The organism is Actinomyces faecalis, from assembly GCF_013184985.2.
Lineage (GTDB): Bacteria > Actinomycetota > Actinomycetes > Actinomycetales > Actinomycetaceae > Actinomyces > Actinomyces faecalis.
On record NZ_CP063418.1, the window covers coordinates 338,684 to 354,680 of the forward strand.

General features: G+C 71.0%; 17 protein-coding genes. 10 read left to right on the top strand and 7 right to left on the bottom strand.

What is annotated here, in order from left to right; translation table 11 throughout:
• Window positions 1–5: 5 nt before the first annotated feature.
• Window positions 6–854 (top strand): DUF3152 domain-containing protein, encoded by an 849-nt coding sequence (locus HRL51_RS01320; protein ID WP_172119897.1) that lies wholly within the window; start codon window positions 6–8, stop codon window positions 852–854.
• Here the strand turns inward: HRL51_RS01320 and HRL51_RS01325 are convergent.
• Window positions 851–1,738 (bottom strand): alpha/beta fold hydrolase, encoded by an 888-nt coding sequence (locus tag HRL51_RS01325; protein WP_172119896.1) that lies wholly within the window; start codon window positions 1,736–1,738, stop codon window positions 851–853. The genes HRL51_RS01320 and HRL51_RS01325 overlap by 4 nt on opposite strands.
• Before the next feature lie 400 nt (window positions 1,739–2,138).
• Here HRL51_RS01325 and HRL51_RS01330 point away from each other — a divergent pair, with 400 nt between their 5' ends.
• The gene (locus HRL51_RS01330) at window positions 2,139–3,188 is read left to right on the top strand and encodes a hypothetical protein (RefSeq protein WP_172192125.1); all 1,050 of its coding nucleotides are present in this window, start codon (window positions 2,139–2,141) and stop codon (window positions 3,186–3,188) included.
• A 268-nt stretch (window positions 3,189–3,456) separates the two neighbouring features.
• Here the strand turns inward: HRL51_RS01330 and HRL51_RS01335 are convergent, their stop codons facing one another.
• Window positions 3,457–4,590 (bottom strand): M48 family metallopeptidase, encoded by a 1,134-nt coding sequence (locus HRL51_RS01335; protein ID WP_244960254.1) that lies wholly within the window; start codon window positions 4,588–4,590, stop codon window positions 3,457–3,459.
• A 330-nt stretch (window positions 4,591–4,920) separates the two neighbouring features.
• Between HRL51_RS01335 and HRL51_RS01340 the strand changes: the two genes are divergently transcribed.
• Entirely contained in the window at window positions 4,921–5,646 is a 726-nt protein-coding gene (locus HRL51_RS01340) for an aminoacyl-tRNA hydrolase (protein WP_172192444.1), read from the top strand.
• Between the two features lie 49 nt (window positions 5,647–5,695).
• Here the strand turns inward: HRL51_RS01340 and HRL51_RS01345 are convergent, their stop codons facing one another.
• Entirely contained in the window at window positions 5,696–6,280 is a 585-nt protein-coding gene (locus HRL51_RS01345) for a GtrA family protein (protein ID WP_172119894.1), read from the bottom strand.
• A 31-nt stretch (window positions 6,281–6,311) separates the two neighbouring features.
• Entirely contained in the window at window positions 6,312–6,629 is a 318-nt protein-coding gene (locus HRL51_RS11920) for a hypothetical protein (RefSeq protein ID WP_172192127.1), read from the bottom strand.
• 64 nt (window positions 6,630–6,693) lie between these two features.
• Here HRL51_RS11920 and HRL51_RS01355 point away from each other — a divergent pair, with 64 nt between their 5' ends.
• Together HRL51_RS01355 and HRL51_RS01360 are read left to right on the top strand one after the other, a co-directional pair.
• Window positions 6,694–8,112 carry a M18 family aminopeptidase gene (locus HRL51_RS01355; protein ID WP_172192129.1) on the top strand — a complete coding sequence of 473 codons (1,419 nt, stop codon included), beginning with the start codon at window positions 6,694–6,696 and terminating at the stop codon, window positions 8,110–8,112.
• On the top strand, window positions 8,109–8,546 hold the full coding sequence (locus HRL51_RS01360) for a YchJ family protein (RefSeq protein ID WP_172119891.1): 438 nt from the start codon (window positions 8,109–8,111) through the stop codon (window positions 8,544–8,546). Before HRL51_RS01355 ends, HRL51_RS01360 begins: the two co-directional genes overlap by 4 nt.
• Before the next feature lie 73 nt (window positions 8,547–8,619).
• Here the strand turns inward: HRL51_RS01360 and HRL51_RS01365 are convergent, their stop codons facing one another.
• Window positions 8,620–9,753, bottom strand: a complete 1,134-nt coding sequence (locus HRL51_RS01365; protein WP_425321740.1) for an NADH:flavin oxidoreductase/NADH oxidase — start codon at window positions 9,751–9,753, stop codon at window positions 8,620–8,622.
• Between the two features lie 51 nt (window positions 9,754–9,804).
• On the opposite strand from HRL51_RS01365, the gene HRL51_RS01370 reads away from it, so the two are divergent.
• Entirely contained in the window at window positions 9,805–10,755 is a 951-nt protein-coding gene (locus HRL51_RS01370; protein ID WP_172119889.1) for a patatin-like phospholipase family protein, read from the top strand.
• A 10-nt stretch (window positions 10,756–10,765) separates the two neighbouring features.
• Here HRL51_RS01370 and HRL51_RS01375 read toward each other — a convergent pair whose 3' ends face one another.
• Window positions 10,766–11,314: an NUDIX hydrolase gene (locus HRL51_RS01375; RefSeq protein WP_172192133.1), complete on the bottom strand. Its 549-nt coding sequence runs from the start codon at window positions 11,312–11,314 to the stop codon at window positions 10,766–10,768.
• 59 nt (window positions 11,315–11,373) lie between these two features.
• On the bottom strand, window positions 11,374–12,474 hold the full coding sequence (locus HRL51_RS01380; RefSeq protein ID WP_172119887.1) for a hypothetical protein: 1,101 nt from the start codon (window positions 12,472–12,474) through the stop codon (window positions 11,374–11,376).
• A 169-nt stretch (window positions 12,475–12,643) separates the two neighbouring features.
• Between HRL51_RS01380 and HRL51_RS01385 the strand changes: the two genes are divergently transcribed.
• The 4 genes from HRL51_RS01385 to HRL51_RS01400 all read left to right on the top strand — a co-directional run bounded on the left by HRL51_RS01385 (window position 12,644) and on the right by HRL51_RS01400 (window position 15,932).
• Window positions 12,644–13,627 (top strand): alpha/beta fold hydrolase, encoded by a 984-nt coding sequence (locus tag HRL51_RS01385; RefSeq protein WP_172192135.1) that lies wholly within the window; start codon window positions 12,644–12,646, stop codon window positions 13,625–13,627.
• Between the two features lie 102 nt (window positions 13,628–13,729).
• On the top strand, window positions 13,730–14,353 hold the full coding sequence (locus tag HRL51_RS01390) for a biotin transporter BioY (RefSeq protein ID WP_172192137.1): 624 nt from the start codon (window positions 13,730–13,732) through the stop codon (window positions 14,351–14,353).
• A gap of 155 nt (window positions 14,354–14,508) precedes the next feature.
• Window positions 14,509–14,634, top strand: a complete 126-nt coding sequence (locus HRL51_RS01395; RefSeq protein ID WP_342355653.1) for a hypothetical protein — start codon at window positions 14,509–14,511, stop codon at window positions 14,632–14,634.
• 143 nt (window positions 14,635–14,777) lie between these two features.
• Window positions 14,778–15,932: an LLM class flavin-dependent oxidoreductase gene (locus HRL51_RS01400; protein ID WP_172119884.1), complete on the top strand. Its 1,155-nt coding sequence runs from the start codon at window positions 14,778–14,780 to the stop codon at window positions 15,930–15,932.
• Window positions 15,933–15,997 lie beyond the last annotated feature (65 nt).

The following is a 15,997-nucleotide window of genomic DNA, read 5'->3' on the forward strand; positions in this document are numbered from 1 at the left end:
ACCTGGTGCGATGGCGGTTGCACCCGCTAGGGCGGGGCGGAGCCGTCAGGCTCAGCGTCCTCCTGCTCATCGGGGTGCTGGCCGGTGCGCTCGTGCTCCTGCGCCCGGTGCTGGCTCTCTACGAGGCTCAGGCAGCCCTCGGAGTTGGGACGGCGCAGAGCACGGCGCCGAGCGCGGCAACCACGTTCCCCTCTCCTGCTGCCCGGGAGGTCGCCAGCCCTGCGAGGGACGATCCCCAGGCCGCTGACCCGCAGCCCCAGCAGCTCGATGTCCCCCCAGTCGCACGGACGGACGAGCTGGGGATCGCCCGCTCGGACACCACTGGCGACGGGACGTGGAACGTCGCAGGACCGATCGCGCCACCTGCGTCACCTCGCTCGGGCACCCACCGCTACCTGCTGCAGGTTGAGGGTGGTACCGGTCTCAGCGCTGACGAGATCGCCCCCTTCGTCAACGCCGTCCTCAACGACGACCGCGGCTGGGCAGGTACGGACGACGTCAGCTTCGAGCAGGTCCAGGACCCGACCCAGGCGGACTTCGTCCTCAGTATCGCCACCCCCGGTACGACAGATCAGCGGTGCGCCCCACTGGATACCGAGGGCCGGTGGAGCTGCCGGCAGGGAGCCACGGTCAACATCAACGCCGACCGCTGGAGCTATCTCGTCCCCTGGTTCCCCGACGCCGAGACCTACCGGGCCTACCTCGTCAACCACGAGGTAGGACACTGGCTGGGCCGTGGGCACCTGCGCTGCCCGGGCGCCGGGGTCAAGGCGCCGACGATGATGCAGCAGAGCGGTGGCCTGGACCGCTGCCTGGCGAACCCCTGGCCCGCGCAGGACGGACAGGCGGGCTAGGTGAGCCGGTCTGCGGCTGCCAGCGCGGCCTCGACCACGACCTGGGCGTGGTTGATGACGACCTGGTGCGAGGCGCCGTCGGCGACACGGACCGACCCGACGGCGCCGCTCGCCTCCAGCAGCTCCTCGGCCCAGGACTGCGGGCAGAGCCGGTCGTAGGTGCCGCGCACGATCTCCAGTCTCCCGCCGATACCGGCCAGGCGCTCGGCAAAGGGGTAGCGCAGGAGGGAGGGCAGCGTCCGCGCGGGCCAGATGAGACCAGCGTGGAGGAAGCCTGAGACCGAGACGAGCCCGGGCCCGAGGCTCTCACGCAAGCAGGAGCGCAGGAAGGCGTTCGCGGCGCCGCGCAGGTGCTGGGTGCCCGGCCCCATGACCGGGGCGACGAGGACCAGGCGACCGGCGAGGTCGGGCGCGCGGCGAGCCAGCTCCAGGGCCACCTGCGTCCCCATGGAGTGGCCGATGAGGACGGGGTTGTCGACATCGAGCTCCTGGGACAGGTTGATGTTGTCCACCAGGGTCTCGACGCTGGAGGCGAACTCCTCCATCGACATGGGCCTGCGTGGGCGCGGCAGGTGCGAGAAGCCAGGGAGGTCGACGACGAGGACGCGCCCGTGGTGGCGCAGGCTCTCGATGACCTCCCGGAAGAGCAGGGCCCCTGCGCCCAGGCCGTGCAGGAGGATGAAGACCGGGCCGCCCTCGCCGTCGAGCTGGGAGACGTCCCAGGCCCTGACGCGTCGGTCGCCGACGGCGCGGACCAGGACGTGGGCGTCGGGGGCGGGCGGCTCGTCAAAGTCCAGGTAGTTGTGGCCGACACGGGCCTGGATGCGGCGGGCGACGGCCGAGTCCTGAGAGCTGAGGTGATGGGGGCGGGCGGCAGGTGGCATGGGTGGTCCTGGTCGGGGCAGAGGGGCTGTGATTGTCCCACGGCGTGGAAGTGGCCGCTTGGGCGTCACCTGGCGTCTGAGGTCGAGGTGACCTTCGGTGAGGTGAGTCATGTCTGGGTGTGTATGGAAGAGAGGTGGCGTCGAGGACTGCCTGCCCGGTGGGGCTGGTATCCGGTCGTCGACCTCTCTCGCTGCTCGTGTGGTCCGGCACTGCTTCTCCTGGGTCTCGCGCGAAGACCTAGACCGGCCTTGAATTCATCGGTCGATGAATTCTATGCTTGAGGACATGAGGCCTTCGGACGTCTCGCAAGGGAGCCTGTGCGGCGACGCTGACCTCTCGACCGCGAGTCCTTCGACTCTCCGTGTCATCGCAATCACCTGAGCCAGGAGCTGCACCGTCATGTCCACACCCACTGTTGCGCCCCGCACCGGTTGGTCGCGCGCCATCCTGATTGGAGTCCTCGGTTCCATCGTCGTCGGTACCGTCGTGCTCGCCTTCCTGTGGCCGGCCAAGACGAGCACACCGCAGCATCTGCCCATCAGCATCAGCGGCCCCTCTGAGGCGGTGTCCACGCTGGAGCACGCTCTTGCCGAGAAGGCGCCCAGCACCTTCAGCTTCGTTGAAGCGGATGACCGGGACGATGCGGTTTCTCAGATCGAGCAGCGTGAAACTTATGGTGCGATCGTTCTCGCTGAAGGTCCCGGCACGGCTCCCGAGGTACTCACCGCCCCCGCGGGCAGCGCCGTGGCTACGCAGATGCTCGGACAGGTTGCTGCACAGCTCCAGGCGCAGCTTGCCCAGGCTGCTACCACGGCAGGCGGCGACCCGGCGACAGCGGTCGTCGACGTCACACCGGTCGTGCCGCTGTCTGACAGTGACCCGACCGGTACCGGGCTCGCTGCGGCATCCTTCCCGCTCACCATCGGAGGCGTGCTCGGTGGTGTCCTCATCGCGCTGGGTGTGTCTGGTGAGATCCGCCGTCTTCTTGCCCTGATCGGGTTCGGCGCGGGCGGCGGGCTTGTCCTGACGCTCGTCCTCCAGTCCTGGTTCGAGTACATTCCGGGTGACTTCTGGCTCAACGCGCTTGCGATCTGCTTGTCGGTCACCGCGACCGCAGCACTCATCGTTGGATGCACGTCACTGCTCGGTCGGTCGGGAACTGGTATCGCCGTTGTCCTCACGATCCTCCTTGGCAATCCGCTGTCAGCGGCTGCGACACCCTGGCAGTTCCTGCCCGAACCATGGGGAGTCATCGGACAGCTCCTTGTCCCTGGTGCCTCAAGCTCGCTGATCCGGACGGTGAGCTACTTCCCAGAAGCTGATGCCAGCGTGCAGTGGTGGATCCTCATCAGCTGGACAGTCCTCGGCGTGATCCTCATCCTTACCGGTTACTACCGCTCGTACAAGGCTGAGTGCACCCGCGCCGAGCTGCCTGCCCTCGCTGTCTGACCTCGCGCACACTGACCGAACGGGTCCCCGCGACCGCGACAGCACGTGCCCCGCAGCATCTCAGGAACGGGCCAGGTGCGCAGTCGTGGGAGGGCGGGCCCGTCGGGACGGTGCTCAGCCTCCTCGTCGCCCGAGCAGGTGCCGCAGTCACGATCCTTGAGAAACACGTCGACGTTCGAGGAGCTGACGGCAGGCTCCAGCCCGCCTCTGCGTGGACACCGAGGGCGCGAGAGAGGAGGCGGGCCAGAGACGTGAAGCGGGGCCGAGGCTACTGGGCCGGTGACGGGTGCTGCGGGGCGTTCCTGGGGCGTGGCCTCGGGTCGGCCAGGCGCAGCGCGTCGCGCGGGACCTCGTAGCGCACGCCCGGGTAGCGTCCGAACTGCTCCTCGTCGCTGCCCTGGGGCTCAGTGGTGTCCAGCACCGCCAGGACCTGCGCGGGGGTCGGCCACGTCTGCGAAGACAGGGACCCTGCTGGCTGGACCGGCGGGAACCACGCGGTGGTCTCCTGGGGGCGGAACATGATCCGGCCGGGACGGCGCCGGTCACGTAGGGCGTGCGCGCGCCAGGTCGTCACCGGGTGGGACGCCAACCAGACGCTCAGGTGGAGCCAGAAACCCTTCTCGCGCGTGGCACGGTCGGCCAGGGCGTGGAGGTTGACCTGGGAGCCCAGGTACTTGCCGGCGGCCAGCAGCCCCATGACCCCGGGTACGCCGCGTGCGGCCAGGGCGTAGCCGTGGTTGTCTGCGGTGTACTCCTGGGCGCGCGAGAGCGCCGGCCCGAGCACCGGGACCTGGGCCGCCAGCTGAGTGAGCAGGAGACGGACGTACCCCACGTGCCCGGCGGCCAGGTGCCCGACCTCGTGGGAGATGACGAAGCGTAGGGCCTCAGGGTCACGCGCGGCCCCGCCGACCTCGAACAGGTCGGAGTAGACCACCACGAAGCGACGGAACCCGTGGCCGGCGGCAAAGGCGTTGACCTGGCCGTTGCCCAGCACCACGTAGGCGTCGGGCACGCGCCGCATACCGAAGGCCGCGGCGGCCTCCACCACCATCCGGTAGCCCTCGGGGAACTGGGACGGGCTCATCTGCACGCCCTGGCCACGCAGCTGGGCGTACAGCACGGCTCGCATCACCCAGATCGCGATCGGCATCACGGGTAGGAGCATGAGTACCTGGGAGACGACGCCGCCGTCGGTGAGCAGGTTGTGCAGGTCGGTCGTGAGCTCACCTGCGGTTCCCTCCTCGACGGCGCTCCCGGTCAGAGCCAGCCACACGAGCGTGACGAGCCACAGCAGGTACCCGAGAACCGTGACCGCTGCGCTGAGCCAGACCAGCGGCATCTCCGCCGGGTGGCGCAGCCCTGGTACCCCGCCTAGCCCGTGGACGGTCGCTCCGTTGAGCAACGACGGCGGCTGAGGCGGCTGTGGAACGCCTGCGGCCTGGTGGACAGGTGGCTGGTAGCTGGTCGGCCGGGCAGAGGAGGTCGCAGGGCCGGCTGCACCTCCGGGGCCGGGGCCGCGGCCAGCTGGTGGGCCAGCCTCGGGGCCAGGGGCGGGAGACGGCGGCTGGAAGGGTCCATCGGTCATGGCGCCACGCTAGCGGCCTGTCACGTGAGCCGGCTGCAAGGCTCAGCGCGGTACCGTCTCGCTGTGCCTGTTTCTGCTCCTGACCGTGCTCCCTCCTCGCCCCTGACGCCTGGTGCGCAGCCTGTTGAGGCGGCCGTACCGTGGGGCATGCAGATCGCCGTGCGTTACGACAAGGTCCACCCGCCGCGGCGCGTCGACGTCGCCGAGGCCACGGCCCGAGCCGTCGTCGCCCTCCTCGCCTCGCCCGAGGCCGCGCCGGCAGGAGCGTGGCACGAGGCAGTGGGCTACTGGCGCGACGGGCGGATCCGCAAGCTCGTGCGACGCGCTCGTGGGGCGCGGTGGGACGAGGTCCAGGAGCTGCCGGGCGTGACGGTCAGCCAGGACGGACCCCGCGGCTGGGGGCAGGCCCTGGCGCGGGCCTTCGTCCCGGCGCCGGTGCGTCCTCTGCCGACGGCGCTGGCCAGGACCCAGGTCGAGGGCACGCACTTTCCCCACGGCGACGAGCTGCCGCCGCTGCCTGCTGCGGTGACTGCGACGGCGCGGCGCGATCAGCACCAGCGCGTTGAGGACCTGATCGAGCTGGGCGCGGGGTCCTGCTCCGAGGGGGCGCGCGTCACCGTCGGGGTCACGCCCCTGGAGCAGATGACCAGCGGCAAGCTGTGTGCCCAGGTCGCCCACGCGGCGCAGCTGGCCTGGCAGAGCCCGCAGATGCCGACGGACCTTCGTCAGGCCTGGGCGCAGGACGGGTACCGCGTACGAGTCGTCTTTCCCTCGCCACAGGAGTGGGAGGCTGCTCATGGCTCGGTGAGCGTCGTCGACGCCGGCTTCACTGAGCTGGACGGGCCGACGGAGACGACCCGCGCCTGGTGGTGAGACGCAGGGGGCCGGCGTGCGACGTCGTCGGAGGGGCGCCGGCCTCGGTTCAGGCGACGACCTTGACGTCGGCCGGGGTCTCCTCGGCCTCCTCCACCGGCTCGGGCGTGCCGCGGAAGACCCACAGACGCATGAGGGTGTAGAGATAGAGCCCCTCGCAGCAGGCTGAGACGAAGCGAGCGAGCTCGGCGTTGACCCCTAGCCAGTGCAGCAGGCTGGACAGCCCGAGGATGAAGATGACGTACTGGCTGACCAGCCCCACCAGGTAGCGCGATCCCTGCGTCGCCAGGTGCCCGCGGACCTGGAAGTTCAGCCACCGGTTGAGCAGCAGCGAGTAGGCCCCGGCCACCGCGTAGCCGATCGTGACGGCCAGCGGGTAGAACAGGTGCAGGTGCTCGTAGAGCCCCCACAGGATGGACACGTCCAGGACGAAGGCTGAGCCGTTGATGAGGGCGTAACCCACGAAAGTCACCGGGACCACCCGGCGGACGAAGGAGGGCAGCAGCCGGTGGATCCGGCTGATGACGCGGAGGAAGACCCGGGGAGCGCGGCGAGAAGGGTCGTTGAGCCGCTCTGCCAGCCGCTGCCGGGAAGAGGGCGCTGGCACGCTCGCCTGAGCGGTCTGCTGCGTCACCGCGCCTCCTGCCGGCCAATTGTGCTGTCTTTCAGGGACGAGTCTGTCTCCTCCGTCGAGGGTCCCACAAGGCCTCAGGGATGAGACGTCGCGGTGTTCGGGCTCCTCCTTGAGGAGGAGCGGAGACTGAGGCGACTGGCACGGTGGGTGCGGCCTCCTGGTCCTGGAGCGCGTCGGTCTCCTCCCGCGCCAGCGCCTCACTGAGCTGCCGCCCGCCTCCCTCGGTCAGGGCCTGGCGCCAGGGTGTCGTGACGAGCTGCAGGGCGCCGTCGGCGTCGAGCAGGACCGCGCGCACGCTGGTGGTGCTGGCAGGAGGGGCGGGAACGGGTGGAACGACGGGCTCGCTCACAGCCCGATCATGCCCTGAGCCCGGTGCCACCGTCTGCCGGGGCATCGGTGACACACTTGAGGACATGTCAGCGCGTACCTACAGCCAGACCCTGCACGACGTCGACGCCTACACGATCTCGCTCACGGACCTCGTCGTCTCCTCCCCGACCTCCTACCACGCCGTCGCCGCCGTCGCAGCGCGTCTGGACGCCGTCGGCTTCAGCCAGGTGGACGAGAGACGTACCTGGAGCGAGGTCCCGGCGCGCGGCTACGTCCTGCGCGACGGCGCGGTCATCGCCTGGATGCTGCCCGACTCACCTAGCCAGCACACCGGCCTGAGGATCCTGGGGGCACACACCGACTCTCCTGCCCTCAAGCTCAAGCCCGCCGCGGCCGCCACGAGCCACGGCTTCCAGCTCGTCAACGCCGAGGTCTACGGCGGTCCGCTGCTCAGCTCCTTCCTCGACCGTGAGCTGGGCCTGGCCGGTCGGCTGGTCACTCGCGACGGCGAGGTCCGCCTCGTGCGCACCGGACCGGTCGCACGGGTGGCGCAGGTGGCCCCGCACCTGGACCGCGGGGTCAACGAGTCCCTCCACCTCGACCCTCAGGCCAACCTCCTGCCGCTGTGGACGCTCCTGGACGACGCCGAGGGGGCGCCCGCAGGCGCTGCCTGTGAGGCTGCCGGGCGCACGAGCTCGGCCACCCGCCACGACGACGCCGCCTCTCGCGGCGAGCGTGGCGCCGTCGAGGAGTACCTGTGCGAGCTGGCCGGTATCGACCCGGCCGATCTCGCCTTCCACGACGTCCTCACCTTCCCCACCGAGGCTCCCGCCCGCTTCGGCAGGCACGGGGAGTTCCTCGCCTCCTCGCGCCTGGACAACCTCTCCTCGGTCAGCGCGGGCCTGGTGGCCCTGGAGGCGCTGGCCGCCGGGGACGGGGCCTCCTGGGACGCGGCAGGTGCGCGTGACGCCATCGTCTTCGTGGCCAACGACCACGAGGAGGTGGGCTCACAGTCCCGCTCGGGCGCGGCAGGTCCCTTCCTGGAGCAGGTGCTGGACCGACTAGCCGGTGCCATGGGCTTCAACGGTGACGCGCGCCAGGCGCTTCTGGCCCGCTCGGTGTGCGTGAGCGCGGACGCCGGGCACTCGGTCCACCCCGAGTACGCCCAGCTGCACGACCCTGTGGTCCAGCCCCTGCTCAACCGCGGGCCCCTGACCAAGATCAACGCCCGACAGCGTTACGCCACCGACGCGGTCGGCGTCGCGGTGTGGGAGCGGGCGTGCCAGGCAGCCGGTGTGCCCTCGCAGAGCTTCGTGTCCAACAACGCCGTGGCCTGCGGCACGACGATCGGCCCGATCACGGCCGCGCGTCTGGGTGTGACCACGGTCGACATCGGTCAGCCACTGCTGTCCATGCACTCCCTGCGTGAGATGTGCGGCGTCGAGGACGGCCCCTGGATGGCTCAGGCGATCCGAGCCTACTGGGCAGGGGACCAGGCGTGAGTCCTGAGCGTGTGCTGCGCGCCGGGGCCGGGGCGGCAGAGCCCTGCCCCTGCGGCAGCGGCCGGGCATTCGGGCAGTGCTGTCAGGCCCTGCTCGACGGCGAGAGCGCACCCAGTGCCGAGGCGCTCATGCGATCGCGCTACACCGCCTTCGCCCTGGGCGACGAGGACCACCTCTTCCGGACCTGGTGGCCGCGCACCAGGCCAGAGGGCCCCTACTGCCACCCTGGTACGCGGTGGACCGGGCTGGAGGTCGAGGAGACCGTTGGCGGTGGGAGCCAGGCAGTCGACGGCGAGGAGGCCGTCGTGACCTTCACGGCGAGCTTCCTGACCTCTGACCTCAGGGGCCGGGTCGTGGCGGACCAGATGCGCGAGCGCTCGACCTTCCGTAAGCGTGCCGGACGCTGGTTCTACGTCGACGGCCAGGCGCTGTGAACGACGCGGGCGGGGCCGAGGCCGGTACCTCTGCCCCGCCCGCGTCCTGAGACTCAGGGTCCCCAGACGGTGGTCAGCGCCAGGCCCCGCGCCAGTAGGGCAGCGGGAAGCCGGCCCTGTCCCACTCGTTGACGCCGAGCTCGTGGGCCCAGCGCAACGGGGCGTAGGGATCCCTCAGCGCGTAGCGGCCCACGGCGACGGCGTCGGCCTGGCCCGTCATGACCACCTGCTCGGCCTGGGGACCGTTCTCGATGAGCCCGACGGCGATGACGACCGGCGCGCTGCCGCCCGGCGTCGTCATCCCTGCCACGGCCTGCTTGACCTCAGCGGCGAAGCGCACCTGGTAGCCCGGTCCGACCGGGAAGCGGGCCGGTACGTTGCCCGAGGTCGAGACGTGCAGGACGTCAGCGCCCTGGGCCACGAGCTGGCGGGAGAGCTCGGCCGTGTCCGCGCTGGTCAGCCCGCCCTCGGCCCAGTCCGTGGCGGACAGGCGGATCCCGATGACCGTGTCCGGGCCTACTGCCTCGCGCACGGCGGCCACGGTCTCCAGGGCCAGCCGGCTCCGGCCCTCGGGCGAGCCGCCGTAGGCGTCAGTGCGGTGGTTGGACAGGGGCGAGAGGAACTGGTGGATGAGGTAGCCGTGGGCGCCGTGCAGCTCGACGAGGTCGTACCCGGCCTCGACGGCATGGCGGGCTGCGGAGGCGAAGGCGGCGATCGTCTCGCGGACCTCCTCCAGGCTCATCTCGCGCGGGGTGGCGTGACCGGGGTAGGGGTCGGCGCTCGGCGCCACGAGGTCCCAGCCCTCCAGGGTGGCTGCGCGGCCGGTGGCGGTGCCGTCAGCGGCAGGACGCCACGGTGGTGTGCCAGCCTTGCGCCCGCCGTGACCGAGCTGGACGCCGGCCAGGGCGCCGCCGGCGTGGATCGCGTCCACGACCCTGCGGTGGGCAGGGACCTGCGAGTCCTCCCACAGGCCGAGGTCAGCCGGGGACAGGCGGCCGTTGGCGGTGACCGCCGTGGCCTCGACGATGACGGTACCGAAGCCTCCGGCTGCCCGCGTCCCGTAGTGCAGGACGTGGAAGTCGGTGGGGCGCCCGTCGCCCGCCTCGACGCAGTACATGCACATCGGGGGCAGCACCAGGCGGTTGCGGGCCTGGCGGTGACGAAGGGACAGAGGCTCAAGCAGGAGGGGGTCACTCATGCCGTTCACGCTACGCGAGCGCTGGTGGCGAGGGCAGAGAGCCTCGATACGCTGAGGGCGATGTGCGCTCAGCCCTTGTCCGTCCCTGCCCGCCCTGTCCCCTTCGGCCAGCCCGGCCACGCGCCTGCGCCTGTCTCCCGGCAGGTCGAGGACGTGGCCCTGGTCTTCGAGGGCGGCGGCATGCGTGGGGCCTACACCGCTGCACTGGTCCAGGTCATGCTGGAGGCGGGGCTCGCCTTCCCCTGGGTCGGTGGGATCTCGGCGGGGGCGACCCACACCGTCAACATGGTCTCCCGTGACCTGTGGCGCACGCGCGAGGCCTTCGTGCGGCTGACCACGGACCCGCAGGCCGGCGGCTGGGGCAGCTTCGCCAGGCGTCAGGGCTACTTCAACTCCGAGCACATCTACCAGCACACGGCCCGGCCGGATGAGTCCATCCCCTGTGACCTGCCGGCCTTCACCGCCTCGACCTCCCAGGTGCGTATCGGGGCCTTCCGTTGCGACACCGGGGAGGAGGTCTACTGGGGAGCGGAGGACATGGCGACGCTGGAGGCGCTGACGACCCGCTGCCAGGCCTCCTCGTCCATGCCCGTGCTCATGCCGACCGTCTCCATCGACGGCGTGCCCTACCTCGACGGCGCGCTGGGCCCCACCGGGGGCTTTGCCACCGACGCCGCGGCAGCCTCCGGCTACGAGCGCCTGCTCGTGGTCTCGACCCGGCCTGCGGGGTACCGCAAGCCGGAGCAGAAGCGGCCGGGTGCCTTCCGGCGCCTGTTCCGTCGCTACCCTGCGGTGGCGGAGGCCATCATCAACCGTCCGGCGAGCTACAACCGCACCATGGACGAGCTGGAGCAGGGGCGCCGTGAGGGACGCGTCTACCTCTACCAGCCCACGCGCATGCCGATCGAGAACGGCGAGCTGCGCTACGACCGGGTGGTCTCGGCCTACGAGGCCGGCCTGGCCCAGGCGCGCAACGAGCTGCCGAGGATCATGGGCTTCCTGGGGCTGTGAGCCGTCGGTCTCAGCCCTGAGCCGGTCCGTGGTCGCGGGCCGTGACGTAGCGGTCGATCTCCTCGCCGACGAATCCGAAGACCGTCACGGCCGGGACCTGGGGCCCGCCGTCGAGCTCGGCCGCCAGGAGGCTGAGGACCGCCCGCTCGTGGGGCGGCACCTTCTCGGGCAGGGCGTCCAGGGGCCACCAGGACAGCCCCGCGTTCTTCTCGCTCTCACGCACCTGCGGCTGGCCGGACCAGTGCCGCAGGGTGAAGAAGAAGTCCACCCGCTGCTCCAGGGGTGCGCCTCCGACGTCGTTGGACCGGTGCGTCGCCGTCAGCGGCCGTAGCTCCGCCAGGTCGACGACGACGCCCACCTCCTCCGCCGCCTCACGCACCGCCGTGGTCAGGACGCTCTCGCCGTCCTCGACGTGCCCGGCCACGCCACAGGCCCAGTACCCGTCCATGTACCCGGTGCCGCGGCGTAGCTGGAGGAGGACCTGGGGACGTCCGGTGGCGTCAGCGCGTAGCAGGTAGACGTAGGCGGCAGGGACGAGGGAGAAGGAGCGGACGGCCATGGCGTCACGGTACGCGCTACGGGTGGCCGACGGTGGGCGGCCGGCTGGACCTGGACGGGCTAGCGGCAGGCCCGGACCAGGGCGAGCAGCTCCCCGGCCCGCTCGGGCTGGTCGGTCGGTAGCGTGACGACGGCGGGCCAGGGACGTGGGTCGGAGTCACCCTCTGGCCGCTCCCAGGTCACCGGTCCCCACAGCGCGGCCTCGGACAGGGCGGTGCGTAGCCGGACGACGGCGTCCTCCTCGCCTTCCAGGGCGAGGCACCCTGCGCTCAGGGCTGGCAGGAGCCGCAAGCGGCTCCGGCTCGTGCGCAGGGCCTGCGCCAGCTCCTGACGCAGCCCAGCACTGTGGCGACGCCGCTCGAGGGCCACGCCTGTGCTGGCGAGCACGCGGTGCGTCAGCGCGCTCGCGGCGCGAGGCTCCATCGCTCGCTCGACGGCGTCCTCGTGGGTCTCGGTCAGGCGGCAGACCTCCAGGCGCTCCTTCTGAGCCTGTGGTGACAGGCGCGCCGAGGCTCCGGTACCGGGGGCGGTACGGGACGCCAGTGTCCTGGTGAGTCTTGCCTGAGCCGAGAGAGCCTGCCGTCCCAGGGACTCGATCGCGCTGTCGCTGCCGCGGCTCGTGGCGGTGCGGGCCAGCTGGTCCAGACGGGCGGCCAGATGGCCGTCGCACCATGCCAGGGACGCGCCGTCGGGAACAGGTAGGAGCTTGCGGGTGCTTGCCAGTGCTACCTGCCAGGGCCCCGGAGGGAGGACCGGGGAGGAGGTGAGGAGCTCAGGGCGCTCCAGGAGCGAGTGCGTGGCGTCGAGGATGACGGTGCTGTCCGCCTGGTGCGCCTGCTCCAGGGCGTGCAGCAGAGCGGGCCTGGCTGAGGCGCCGTAGGTCTCGCAGTGCAGGACGGCCGCGCCCGGCTCCTCGTGCAGGGCGTTGGAGAGGTCAGTGGGATCAAGGAGAAGGTCGTCGGCGACGTCGACCAGACGCAGGTGCATTCCTTCGAGCGCGAAGGGAGCGAGCATCGTCTGGCAGGAGTAGCGCGGTGCGAGCACCGTGCGGGTCCCGGTGCCGCGCAGGGCGCAGGCGACGAGGCTGAGAGCCTGCTTGCCGTTGCCGACCAGCGTGCCGCTGTGCCGGCCTGGTGGGGAGGAGGGGACGGCGTCAGGCACGTCTGAACCGTACGCCGTCGTCGGAGGACGAACGCTGTGGCCCCGCCGAGGCGCACGCGGTTGGTGAGGGCCTGGGTAGTCGGTCAGTGCGTGACGACGACGGCTGGGCGTGGCAGCATGCCGGTCAGGAGACGCCGTGCAGGAGCGGCGCGAGAGCACGGAGGCGGCAATGAGGACCGAGACGACCTACCTGGTGGCGCGTGATGGCAAGCGGCTGTTCGTCCGTGCCTGGCTCCCCGACGACGTCGCCCCCTTCGTCCTGCAGGCGGGCTCGGAACGGGCCTCGTCGAGGACGGCACAGCCTCGTGCGGTCATTCAGCTTGAGCACGGGATGGCGGAGCACTCCGGTCGGTACGAGCGCTTCGCGTCTGCCGCGACGCAGGCTGGCTACGTGGTCGTGGCCGACGACCACCGCGGGCACGGAGGCACGATCGACGCCCCTGACGAGCAGGGGCACACCGACGACAACGACGGGTGGGACCTCGTTCTCAGCGACCTCAGCGTGGTCCGCGAGGCGATCGACGCCGCCTGGCCCTCGGCGCCGGTGGTCCTCCTGGGCCACTCCTGGGGGTCGATGCTCGTGCGCGGCTGGGTCGCCTCTCAGGGTGAGCAGTCGCGTCTGGCGGGGCTGATTGCCATGGGCACGATGGCCAGCCCAGGCCTGCTGGGCCCGATCGGTACGCGGCTGGCTCGTGCCGAGGCGAGGCTGCGCGGTCCTCGTCACCCCTCCGCCCTGCTTGAGAAGCAGGCCTTTGCCGCCAACAACAAGCCCTTTGCGCCGGTGCGCACGGACTACGACTGGCTCAGCCGGGACCAGGCCGAGGTCGACCGCTACGTTGAGGACCCGTTGAGCGGCCAGCGCTGCACGGCCTCCTTCTACCGGGACCTGACTCGTGGGGCGGTCGCCGTCAACCGGCCGCAGGCTTTCGCGGCTGTCCCGCGTGGGCTGCCGGTGCTCGTGGTCTCTGGTGACCACGACCCGGTCGGGGGTATGGGACGGGGCGTGCGCCGGGTCGCGACCGACCTGCGTCGTGCGGGCGTGAGGGACGTCACCCTGCGTCTGTACCCTGAGGCGCGGCACGAGCTGCTCAATGAGACCAACCGTGATGAGGTCACGAGTGACCTGCTTCGGTGGATCGGTCGTCTGGTCTGAGTACCGGCTGCTGGCGCTCTTGTGGGAGTCCACAAGGATCGGGTTGCGTGCTCGGCGTGATCCTGTGACGTCGGCACGTACACCCTCACCTACGGTTGTGCCATGAGTACAGATCAGACTTCTTCCTCCCTGACGCGTTGTGCTGGAACGGCTCAAGGTGGGCTGGGGGTGCGTACGCAGACGCGCCTGCGTACGATCCTGGCCGAGGTGACCCAGGTCCTCGCGGGGACGGTGGCCATCGCCCTGATCGGCCAGGTCGCGCTGCCGCTGCCCTTCACTCCCGTGCCGGTCACGCTCGGCACCTTGGCGGTGCTCGGGGTGGGCAGCGTGCTCGGCTCACGACGGGCCCTGGCCTCGGTCGCGCTCTTCGTGCTGGCGGCCTGCCTCGGCGTGCCGGTGCTGGCGGGGTGGGGCAGCGGCGTGACCGCCTCCTTCGGGTACGTCCTGGGCTACGGGCTGGCGGCCGTCGTCGCCGGTCGCGGTACGACCTCCAAGGGCGACGACGGCCAGTGGGTGACGCCCACGGCCAGCCTGGACGGGCTGGCGCGTCGTGCGGTGCTTATGCTCGTCGCCTCCGCGCTCGTCTACGTCCCGGGCGTGCTGTGGCTCAAGGTGGCTACCGGTGCGGCGTGGGGTGCCGCGTTCTCGATGGGTGTCGCGCCCTTCGTCGTCGGCGACGTCCTCAAGTCCCTCGTCGCCGCACTGGTTCCGGCGCGACGCCGGTGAACGTGGCCTCACTGACTGACCGCATCTTGAGAATTGATGTCCGAATCTCGGAACCGAGTGCAGGAGTCTCCCGTGACCTCCCCAGTCGAACCCGTGACCACCTCTGTCTGTGAGGCTCCCCGTGGAGCCGTGAGCGACGAGGACCGCTCGGCGCCGTGATGGAGACTGCCCTGCCGGGTGCGGTCTTCTCGGTGTGGCGCAACCTCTCCGGCGCGCTGGTGGCGCTGTACTACCGCCACCGTGACAAGAACCCGGCGACCCGCGCCGTCGTCGAGCACTGACTGCTGCTGTCCGGCAGGGGAGGGGTCGTAGGTCCTATGAACGGGCCTGCGGCCCCTCCCGTGCGTGTGCTGAGAGCGTGACCGGCACCGCGCGAGCAAATGTTCCCAGGACGTGAGCCTGTCTGCGCGCCTAGGCTGACGCCATGCCTGACACTGCGTCCTCTCCCGTGCTGTCGGTGCTGGACCTCGTCCCTGTCTCTGCAGGCCGCACACGGCGTGACGCCCTGCAGGAGATGGTTGCGCTCGCCCGCGCCGCCGAGGACTGCGGCTACCACCGATACTGGCTGGCGGAGCACCACGGGTCCATCACCTTCCTCGCCTCGGCCACGGCCGTCCTCATGGGGCAGGTCCTGGCCTCGACCAACCGGATCAAGGTCGGTTCCGGGGGTGTCATGCTCCCCAACCACGCCCCACTGGTGGTCGCTGAGCAGATCGGGACCCTGGCGACCCTGTACCCAGACCGCGTCAGCCTCGGGCTGGGGCGGGCACCGGGCACGGACCCGCTGACGGCCTCGGCGCTGCGCCGTCGCGCGGCTGACCCGCGCAGCTTCGCCCAGGAGGTCCTGGAGGTCCTGTCCTATCTGGGGCCGGCGCAGGACGCGGCTATGGTCCCAGGGTCGCTGGCGAACTTCGTGCCGTCCTCGTCGGTGGGTCCCCAGGGCCAGGAGGGCGACGACGCAGGCTCGGGCCGGTCCGCCGCTCACGCTCGACCGGGCTCCTCGCCGCTGACGCGCGTACGTGCCGTCCCGGGTGAGGGTGTCGAGGTCGAGCCCTGGATCCTGGGGTCCTCGGTCAACGGGGCGCGGGTGGCCGGCACGCTCGGGCTGCCCTTCGCGGTCGCCTCGCACTTCGTGCCCGCGCAGGCGGAGCCGGCGATCGTCACCTACCGCTCCGTCTTTGACGCCCAGGCTCCGACCTCGCACGCGGGTGCTGCGCGGGCCGGCGCCTCGGTCAACGTCATGGTGGCCCCGACCCGCCAGGAGGCGGAGGACCTGTTTACCACCGCGATGGCAGCCTCGGCGCGCATCATCGGAGGCAGGCCGGCTCCTCTTGACCCGCCGACGACGGACCACCAGGCCTGGCGCGAGCTCGCTGGCGGACGTCAGGCGGCGGTCGAGCAGGCGATGGGGCTGTCCTACGTCGGCACTCCCGAGGAGGTGGCTGACGGCCTGCGTGGTCTGGCGGACCGTTGGAGGCTGGAGGAGATCTTCGTGGTCACCTACGCCCACGACGCTGCGGCCCGTCGGCGTTCCTACGAGCTCCTCGGTCAGGCCTGGTCCGCCGTCTCGGCCCGCTAAGTGTCCTGCGCCACGTCATTCGTGCACAACAGGTTTCAAGTTCCGGGTATCGTGTGACGGTCCGA

What these genes read in the sequence shown, in the direction of transcription:
- HRL51_RS01340 (WP_172192444.1), top strand. Translation starts at nt 4,921, where the DNA reads ATGCAGATCGCCGTGCGTTACGACAAGGTCCACCCGCCGCGGCGCGTC.
- HRL51_RS01400 (WP_172119884.1), top strand. Translation starts at nt 14,778, where the DNA reads ATGCCTGACACTGCGTCCTCTCCCGTGCTGTCGGTGCTGGACCTCGTC.
- HRL51_RS01330 (WP_172192125.1), top strand. Translation starts at nt 2,139, where the DNA reads ATGTCCACACCCACTGTTGCGCCCCGCACCGGTTGGTCGCGCGCCATC.
- HRL51_RS01390 (WP_172192137.1), top strand. Translation starts at nt 13,730, where the DNA reads ATGAGTACAGATCAGACTTCTTCCTCCCTGACGCGTTGTGCTGGAACG.
- HRL51_RS01325 (WP_172119896.1), bottom strand. Translation starts at nt 1,738, where the DNA reads ATGCCACCTGCCGCCCGCCCCCATCACCTCAGCTCTCAGGACTCGGCC.
- HRL51_RS01385 (WP_172192135.1), top strand. Translation starts at nt 12,644, where the DNA reads ATGAGGACCGAGACGACCTACCTGGTGGCGCGTGATGGCAAGCGGCTG.
- HRL51_RS01355 (WP_172192129.1), top strand. Translation starts at nt 6,694, where the DNA reads ATGTCAGCGCGTACCTACAGCCAGACCCTGCACGACGTCGACGCCTAC.
- HRL51_RS01375 (WP_172192133.1), bottom strand. Translation starts at nt 11,314, where the DNA reads ATGGCCGTCCGCTCCTTCTCCCTCGTCCCTGCCGCCTACGTCTACCTG.
- HRL51_RS01370 (WP_172119889.1), top strand. Translation starts at nt 9,805, where the DNA reads ATGTGCGCTCAGCCCTTGTCCGTCCCTGCCCGCCCTGTCCCCTTCGGC.